Genomic DNA, 8,689 nt, shown 5'->3' with positions numbered 1-8,689 from the left:
CCCGGGTACACGGCGGGACGGATGCGCTGGAGAACCTCGGCCTGGCGTGCGCGCGCTGCAACCAGGGCAAGGGCAGCCGGCACGATCGCAACTACCACCGGGATGCCCGCGTCCGAGAGATGGTGGAGCGCCTGTTGGAGCGCCGCCGCGAGCGCTGGCGCGATCCGGACGACGCCTGATCCCCAGGAGATTCAACCCCCCTATCGCCTGCCAGAAGAGAACATCATCCGGACAAGTTTTCAGCTGTGCCACAACGCTCCGGGTCGTGGTATCTCGCCGCACGCGGATACAAGAAAGGTTGACACCTGGATACCGATGCTCGATGGTCCCGCGCCGCGTTGGGACGGGATGAGGAGGGACCCCGCCCACGGCAACTCTTTGAGTCGGTTGGGGTCGGGCGTGTCCGCATGTCTCCTGCCAGGGCAGGAGTCGTCGCAGCCACAGCAACGCCGTGTATGAGCTTCTTGTTCCAGTCTCCCTGTGCAGTCTCCGGTCCGGCCGAACCGTCCTCCCGGTCTCGTCCTCCGGAGCCCACTGACTACCCCCCGGTCCTGGTATGAGCGGTCCTCTCTTCCCACGCTGGACGAACACGGTGTCGCGGGCCTCTGCCGCGGCGCTCCTCGCGATCCCCGCGATCGCCCTTGGCGGTTTGATGGCGTACGTGCGTTCTCCGTTCGTCACCAACCAAAACATGCCGATCGAGCAGCCGATCGAATTCGACCACCGGCATCACTCCGGTGACGAGCAGATCGACTGCCGCTACTGCCACTTCTCCGTGGAGAAGTCGCCGTCGGCGGGCATCCCTTCCACCACCGTGTGCATGTCCTGCCACGCCCAGGTGTGGAACAAGAGCCCGTACCTGACGCTGGTGCGGCAGGCGTACTTCACGGATCAGCCGATTCCGTGGATTCGCGTCCACAACCTGCCGGACTTCGTCTACTTCAACCACGCCATCCATGTGAGCAAGGGCGTGGGCTGCGTGACCTGTCACGGTCGCGTGGACCAGATGGCGGCCATCGAGCAGTACTCGCCGCTCACCATGCAGTGGTGCCTGGACTGCCACCGCAACCCCAAGCCCAACCTGCGCCCGCAGGAGTTCATCACCAGCCTGACCTGGCAGCCGCCGGCCGACCCGAAGGCGGCCGAGGCGCTCGGGGATGAGCTGATGAAGCAGAACGACGTTCACTCGCGCACGAGCTGCTCCACATGCCACCGCTGAAGCCCAAGCTCGACGGAGCCCCCATGAAGGACACCCCTAACTCCTTCGCGCTGCCGGTCGTCTCGGACAAGGCCGAGGCCACCTCCACGCACGACCACGACCACGACGTCGTCGGTGAGGCGCTCGACCACGCCGCTGCCCACAGCGTGACGTCCGAGGGCGCCTACGGCCGCACGTACTGGCGCAGCCTCGAGGAGAAGCTCGGCAAGGCCGAGTACCTCGAGGAGAGCCGCCCCGAGTTCCCCGAGGGCGCGGACCTGCCCCCCACCGGCGTGGCCCGCCGCGAGTTCATGCAGCTGCTGGGCGCCTCGCTGGCGCTGGCCGGCGCCACCGCCTGCTCCACCCGTCCGGTGGACGAGCGCATGGTGCCCTACACCCGCACGCCTCCCGAGATGGTGCCGGGCAACCCCCTGCACTACGCCTCGGGCATGACGTTCGGCGGCCACACCTCCGGCCTGCTCATCACCGCCCGCGAGGGTCGCCCCATCAAGGTCGAGGGCAACCCGCAGCACCCGGTGAACCTGGGCGCCACCGGCCCCATGGAGCAGGCCTTCCTGCTCTCCCTGTACGATCCGCAGCGCGCCCGCGTGCTGCGCAATCGCAAGGATCCGCGCTCGCTGCGCTCGTTCGGCGAGGAGCTCGCCAACGTGACCGCGCGCGCGACCCAGGAGAACGGCGGCGGTCGCATCCGCTTCCTCACCGAGCCCAACAGCTCGCCGGTGCTCGGCGAGCTGCGCTCGCGCATCTCGCAGCGGATGCCCGGCGCCCGCTTCTACAGCTACACCTCCGTCAGCCAGGACCCGGCCAGCGAGGGCAACCGCGCGGTGCTCGGCCAGCCGGCCACCGCCCTGTACGACTTCTCCAAGGCGGACGTCGTCCTGTCGCTGGACGCGGACTTCCTGGAGAGCCGCCCCTCCAACCTCGCCTACGCCCGCGCCTTCGCCAGGCGGCGTGACCCGGCCGAGGGCAACCTCAACCGCCTCTACGTCGCCGAGCCGCGCTTCACCATCACCGGCGGCATGGCGGACCACCGCCTGCGCGCGAAGTCCCAGGAGATCTTCGCCATCGCCGCCGCCATCGCCTCGCGCGTGGGTGGTGCGGTAGAGGGCCTGGCCGGTGCGGCCACCCAGAAGGCGCAGCTCAACGCGGCCCACCAGAAGTGGGTGGACGCCGTCGCCGCCGACCTGCGCGCCGCCGCTGGCCGCAGCGTGGTGGTCGCTGGCGAGCGCCAGCCCGCCGCGGTGCACGCGCTGGCCGCCGCCCTCAACGCGGCGCTCGGCAACGTGGGCACGACGGTGCGCTACATCCCCGCCACCACCACCGAGAACACCGGGGTCGCCGGCCTGCGCGCCCTGGTGGACGAGCTGAAGAGCGGCGCGGTGGACACCCTGGTCATCACCGCCTGGAACCCCATCTACCGCGCGCCGGTGGACCTGGGACTCCGGGAGGTGCTGGACCCGAAGACGAACCCCAACCGCAACAAGCTCACCGTCGTCTACACCTCGCTCTTCGAGGACGAGACGAGCGCGTACGCCGACTGGTTCATCCCGGCCGCGCACGAGCTGGAGTTCTGGAGCGATGGCCGGTCCATCGACGGCACGGTGTCCGTCGTGCAGCCGCTCATCCAGCCGCTCTTCAACGGCGTGCCCCTGCCGGAGCTGTTCGCGCTCTTCCTGGGCGAGCCGTACCGCACCAGCTACCAGATCCTCCGGGACTTCTGGCGCGGCCGTGCCGCCGCTGGCGGTGACTTCGAGACGGCGTGGGAGACGTGGGTGTCCGTGGGCCTCGTCCCCGACACCGCCCCGGCCGCGCTCACCGGCGCGCCCACCGTGGAAGGCGCCCGCGCGCTGGTGGATGCCTACACCCCGCCCGCCACGGGCGAGCTCGAGGTGAACTTCGTCCCGGACTACAAGGTCTACGACGGCATCTTCGCCAACATGTCCTGGCTGCAGGAGCTGCCGGATCCCATCTCGAAGATGACGTGGGACAACGCGGCCTACCTCAGCCCGGCCACCGCCGAGCGGCTGCAGCTCGAGCCGGGTGACGTGGCCACGCTGACCTACGGTGGTCGCACGCTGGACGTGCCGGTGTGGATCATCCCCGGCACCGCGGACGACGTGGTGGTGCTGCCCCTGGGCTACGGCCGCACGGGCCTCTTCGAGACGGTGGCCAAGGAGATCGGCTTCAACGCCAACCTGGTGCGCAGCGTGAACGCGCCCTGGTTCGACGGTGGCGCCACGCTGGCCAAGACGCGCCGCACCCACAGGTTCGCCCTCAGCCAGAGCCACTGGCGCATGGAGGGCCGCCCGCTGGCGCTCGACATGTCGGTGGCGCAGTTCCAGCACGAGCAGGCGCAGGAGAAGAAGCACGCCAGTCCTCTGCTCGCCCGCGTCCGGGGCGAGTACGAGAACGCCAACCTCCTGCCGGACTTCAAGTATGAGGACTACAAGTGGGCGATGGCGATCGACATCGCCCGCTGCACGGGTTGCGCGGCGTGCGTGGTGGCCTGCCAGTCGGAGAACAACATCCCCGTGGTGGGCAAGGAGCAGGTCTCCCGCAGCCGCGAGATGCAGTGGCTGCGCATCGACCGCTACTTCACCGGTCACGATCTCCACAACCCGGAGATGGTCATGCAGCCGGTGGCCTGCGTGCACTGCGAGAAGGCGCCCTGCGAGTACGTGTGCCCGGTGAACGCCACCGTCCACTCGGACGAGGGCCTCAACGACATGGTGTACAACCGCTGCGTCGGCACGCGGTACTGCTCCAACAACTGCCCGTACAAGGTCCGCCGCTTCAACTACCTGCACTACACCGCGGACAAGACGCCCACGCAGAAGATGCAGATGAACCCGGACGTCACGGTGCGCAACCGCGGCGTCATGGAGAAGTGCACCTACTGCGTGCAGCGCATCGAGCGCGTCCGCATCAAGGCGCGCGTGGAGAAGCGGCCCATCTTCGAGAAGGAGCTGCAGACCGCCTGCGCCCAGGCGTGCCCCACCGAGGCCATCGTCTTCGGCACCCTGAGCGACCCCAATGCCCAGGTGACGAAGCACCACAACGACGAGCGCGCCTACAAGCTGCTCAACGAGCTGGGTACCAAGCCGCGCACCGCCCACCTCATCCGTCTGCGCAACCCCAATCCCGCCCTCGCTTCCGCCCAGCCCGCCGCGGAGCAGAAGGAAGGAGGCCACTAAGCCATGGCCGAGACCGCCAACGCCGTCGCGCTCGATCCCCTCGAGCCCCGGCCCCTCGTCGCGCCGCACCACGACGACAAGTCGCTCAACGAGACCCTGCTCGACCACGTGTGGGCCAAGCCCGGTAAGGGCTGGTTCATGCTGTTCGGCCTGGCGCTGTCCGCCCTCGGCCTGCTGGTGCTGGGTGTGACCGTCACCCTGGCCCGCGGCGTCGGCATGTGGGGCAACAACCAGCCCAACGGCTGGGCCTTCGACATCATCAACTTCGTCTGGTGGGTCGGTATCGGCCACGCCGGTACGCTCATCTCCGCCATCCTCCTGCTCTTCCAGCAGAAGTGGCGCACGAGCATCAACCGCTTCGCCGAGGCCATGACGCTCTTCGCCGTGTGCTGCGCGGGTCTCTTCCCGCTGCTGCACACGGGCCGTCCCTGGTTCGCCTTCTGGCTCTTCCCCTACCCGTCCACCCTGGGCGCCTGGCCGCAGTTCCGCTCGCCGCTCGTCTGGGACGTGTTCGCCATCTCCACGTACCTCACCGTGTCCGCCCTCTTCTGGTACGTGGGTCTCATCCCCGACCTGGCGGCCCTGCGTGACTCGTCCAAGGGCAAGCTGCAGCGCACCATCTACGGCCTCTTCGCCCTCGGCTGGCGTGGCTCGGGCCGTCACTGGCACAACTACAAGATTGGCTACCTGCTGCTGGCGGGTATCTCCACCCCGCTCGTGGTCAGCGTGCACACGATCGTTTCCTTCGACTTCGCCACCTCGCTCATCCCCGGCTGGCACGCCACCATCTTCCCGCCCTACTTCGTGGCCGGCGCCGTGTTCAGCGGCTTCGCGATGGTGATCACCCTCATCGTGCCCGCCCGCAAGTACCTCAAGCTCCGGGACGTCATCACCGACCGCCACCTGGAGAACATGAACAAGGTGATTCTGGCGACGGGCCTCATCGTGTCCTACGGGTACATGATGGAGCACTTCATCGCCTGGTACTCCGGCAGCGAGTACGAGATCTGGACCTTCTACGTGAACCGCGCGCGCGGTCCGTACGCCGGGGTCTACTGGCTGATGATCGCCTGCAACGTCATCACGCCGAACATCTTCTGGTTCAAGAAGTGCCGGACCAGCATCCCCATCATGTGGGTGGCGTCCATCCTGGTGAACATCGGCATGTGGTGCGAGCGCTTCATCATCATCGTGACGTCGCTGACGCAGGACTTCCTGCCGTCCTCGTGGGACCTGTACAGCCCGACCTGGGTGGACTGGTCCATCTACATCGGCACGCTGGGCCTGTTCAGCACCCTGTTCCTGCTCTTCCTCAAGTTCGTCCCCGCGGTCGCGGTGAGCGAGGTGAAGGAGCTCCAGCTGGAGCTCAAGCACGCCGCGCACCACGCCGCCCATGGTGCCGACACGGGCGCCGCCGGGACCCTTACCCACGGAGCGCACTGAACCATGTCCGCCGAAATCAAGGTTCTGGAGAGCTGGGTGCTCGCCGAGTTCGCCACGCCCGACGCCCTGGTGGCCGCCACCAATCAGATGCGGCTGAAGGGCTACGAGGGGATGGACACCTATTCGCCCTACCCGCTGCACGGCGGGTCCGAGGCGCTGGGTCTTCCTCCCTCGCGCGTGCCCTTCATCGCCCTGGGGGGCGCGCTGACGGGCATCGTCACCGCGCTGGCCTTCCAGACGTACATGAACACCATCGACTACCCGCTCAACGTGGGTGGTCGTCCGACGCTGAGCCTGCCGGCCTGGGTGCCCATCACCTTCGAGCTCGCGGTGCTGCTCACGGCGTTCGGCATCTTCTTCGGTCTGCTGGGGCTCAGCCGTCTGCCCCAGCCGTACCACCCGGTCTTCGAGAGCGAGGAGTTCCGCAGCGCCTCCACGCACGGCTTCTGGTTGAGCATCCCCAAGGGGCTCACCACGACCAAGGCCGAAGACATCACGGACCAGCTCAAGGCACTGGGCGCGACCCATGTGACCGTCGTCACGGGAGAGAAGGAATGAGGTGGCTCATCCCCGCCGCCGGGCTCGCCCTGGTCGGTTGCAACGTTCCGTCCGAGTTCCTCCAGCGCATGGAGGCTCAGGCCAAGTACGAGTACTACGAGACGAGCGAGTTCTGGGCGGATGGCAAGGCCATGCGCACCCCGCCCGCGGGCACCGTCCCGCGTGAGCGCGCGGTGGGCAACCCCGGCCTCACCACGGGCCGCGTCAACGGCGCGCTCGTCACCTCCATCCCGCTCGAGCTCAACCGTCAGGTGCTCGAGGATGGCCAGAAGCACTACAACATCGTCTGCGCGCAGTGCCACGGCCGGCTCGGCGACGGCAACAGCGTGGTGGCGGAGAACATGGCCCTGCGCCTGCCGCCCTCGCTGCTGCAGCTGTCGGACAAGCCGGACGGGCACTTCTACGCCGCCGTCACCGAGGGCTACGGCGTGATGCCGTCCTTCGCCGGCGAGCTCAACATCCAGGAGCGGTGGGCCGTGGTGGCCTACGTCCGTGCGCTGCAGCGCGCCCGCAACTCGCAGGCGGGTGGCCAGCAGCCTGTTCCTCAGGAGAACCGATGATTGCCTTGGATCGTTTCAACGGCGGCCAGAAGGCGATGACGCTCGCTGGAGCCGTGGGCGTCATCGGCCTGGTGCTGACCCTCGTGGGCTTCTTCACCGCTCCCCAGCCGGCGCTCTTCAGCTACCTGCTCGCCTTCTGCTACTGGGTGGGCGTCTCGGTGGCCTCCATCATCATGGTGGCCATCTTCCACACGGCCAAGGCCAAGTGGGTGACGGTGGTCCGCCGCTCCATGGAGACCATGGGCATGAGCGTGGTCATCTTCATCCCCCTGCTGCTGCCCATCGTCTTCGGGGCCAGGCACATCTTCCCGTGGGTGGACCCGGCGGCCTGGGTGTTCCCCGGCACCGAGGGCATGAAGTTCACCGAGGTGGAGCTGCACCACCTGCACCACAAGCACCCCTACCTCAACCTGACGTTCTTCTACATCCGTCAGGCCATCTACTTCGCGGTGTGGAGCTTCGTGGCCTGGCGGCTGCGCGGGTGGAGCACCGAGCAGGACACCAGCGGGGCGCTGGAGCTGACCGTCAAGCAGCGGCGCTTCTCCCCCGGGGCGCTCCCGTTCCTTGCGCTGACCATTACTTTTGCTGGTTTCGACTGGCTGATGACGCTCACGCCGCTCTGGCAGTCCACCATCTTCGGCGTCTATTACTTCGCCGGCAGCTTCCTGGCGGCCTTCTGCGTGCTGACGATCGCCACGGTCAACGCGCAGGGCAAGGACGAGTACGGCACCTTGGTGACGACGGCGCACTACCACAACCTGGGCAAGCTCATGCTGGCCTTCACGGCCTTCTGGGCCTACATCGCCTTCTCCCAGTTCCTCCTCATCTGGATCGCCAACATCCCGGAGGAGGCCGGCTGGTTCAAGCTGCGCATCGAGGGCGCCTGGAAGCCGCTGTCCATCGGGCTCTTCCTCATGGGCTTCGTGGTGCCCTTCTTCACCCTGCTGTCGCGCAACCTGAAGCTCAAGCCGCGCCTGCTGGCGATCGTCGCCGTCTACCTGCTCGTCATGCACGCGGTGGACCTGTACTGGCTCATCTGGCCGGCGTACTCCCCGCAGGGCCCCTCGTTCCACTGGACGCTGCTGACGGCCTTCGCGGGCGTGGGCGGGCTGTCGGTGGCCGGAGCCATCTTCCTGGCGCGCGGTCGCTACACGCTGCCGGTGAAGGACCCCTACATCTCTGAGGCACTGAGGTACGTGCAGCCATGAAGAAGACCGAGTCGGAGCTCGAGTCGCGCGTCATCCGTGGCGCGCATGGCGTGGCCGCGGAAGAGGACCATGTCCTCACCGGCAAGGTCGTCCAGGTGGGCGTCATCGCCCTGGCCATCTTCCTCGTCGGCGGCATCTGGGCCTGGCGGCTGCAGATCGCCGTCACCAAGGACATGGTGCCCGACGGGCCGGCCCCCATCCCGGCCCTCATCACGCCGGACAAGGATCACAAGACGGCCTATGAGATCGGCATCGTGAACCAGCGCCTCTTCGAGCTGGACACGCACGCCGAGCAGAAGATCAGCGCCCAGCAGCAGGCCCTGCAGAACGGCTGGGCGGACGAGCCGGGCGTGGTGGCCCGGCCCACCATCTCCAAGGCCATGGACGACGTCATCGCCGCCCAGGCGAGCACCCGGCAGCCGCAGCAGGCTCCCGCCCCCGCCACTCCCCCCACCAACGCGCCGCAGCAGCCGGCCCCCCAGCGGCAGTAGTTCCGCGGTAGAGAAG

The 8,689-nt window shown here is 67.8% G+C and carries 8 protein-coding genes; all 8 read left to right on the top strand.

Translation table 11 applies throughout. From position 1 onward, the window contains the following. On the top strand, positions 1–179 hold a 179-nt coding region (locus VF697_RS03120), incomplete at its 5' end, for an HNH endonuclease (RefSeq protein WP_331091973.1). Positions 180–556: 377 nt separating this feature from the next. Beyond that, positions 557–1,219, top strand: a complete 663-nt coding sequence (locus VF697_RS03115; protein WP_331091970.1) for a cytochrome c3 family protein — start codon at positions 557–559, stop codon at positions 1,217–1,219. Further along, positions 1,216–4,413 (top strand): TAT-variant-translocated molybdopterin oxidoreductase, encoded by a 3,198-nt coding sequence (locus VF697_RS03110; RefSeq protein WP_331091972.1) that lies wholly within the window; start codon positions 1,216–1,218, stop codon positions 4,411–4,413. The genes VF697_RS03115 and VF697_RS03110 overlap by 4 nt, the downstream gene beginning before the upstream one ends. Before the next feature lie 3 nt (positions 4,414–4,416). After that, a complete protein-coding gene (nrfD, locus tag VF697_RS03105; protein WP_331091969.1) occupies positions 4,417–5,856 on the top strand; it encodes an NrfD/PsrC family molybdoenzyme membrane anchor subunit in 1,440 nt (479 codons plus the stop codon). 3 nt (positions 5,857–5,859) lie between these two features. Further along, positions 5,860–6,414: a DUF3341 domain-containing protein gene (locus VF697_RS03100; protein WP_331091968.1), complete on the top strand. Its 555-nt coding sequence runs from the start codon at positions 5,860–5,862 to the stop codon at positions 6,412–6,414. Beyond that, complete coding sequence (locus VF697_RS03095) at positions 6,411–6,974, top strand: cytochrome c (protein ID WP_331091967.1); 564 nt, start codon at positions 6,411–6,413, stop codon at positions 6,972–6,974. The genes VF697_RS03100 and VF697_RS03095 overlap by 4 nt, the downstream gene beginning before the upstream one ends. Continuing rightward, positions 6,971–8,182: a hypothetical protein gene (locus VF697_RS03090; RefSeq protein ID WP_331091966.1), complete on the top strand. Its 1,212-nt coding sequence runs from the start codon at positions 6,971–6,973 to the stop codon at positions 8,180–8,182. Before VF697_RS03095 ends, VF697_RS03090 begins: the two co-directional genes overlap by 4 nt. Continuing rightward, a complete protein-coding gene (locus VF697_RS03085; RefSeq protein WP_331091965.1) occupies positions 8,179–8,673 on the top strand; it encodes a hypothetical protein in 495 nt (164 codons plus the stop codon). Before VF697_RS03090 ends, VF697_RS03085 begins: the two co-directional genes overlap by 4 nt. Positions 8,674–8,689 lie beyond the last annotated feature (16 nt).

The sequence above is a fragment of the Archangium sp. genome (assembly GCF_036388035.1).
GTDB lineage: Bacteria > Myxococcota > Myxococcia > Myxococcales > Myxococcaceae > Archangium.
This window is presented reverse-complemented; position numbering and strand designations above follow the sequence as displayed.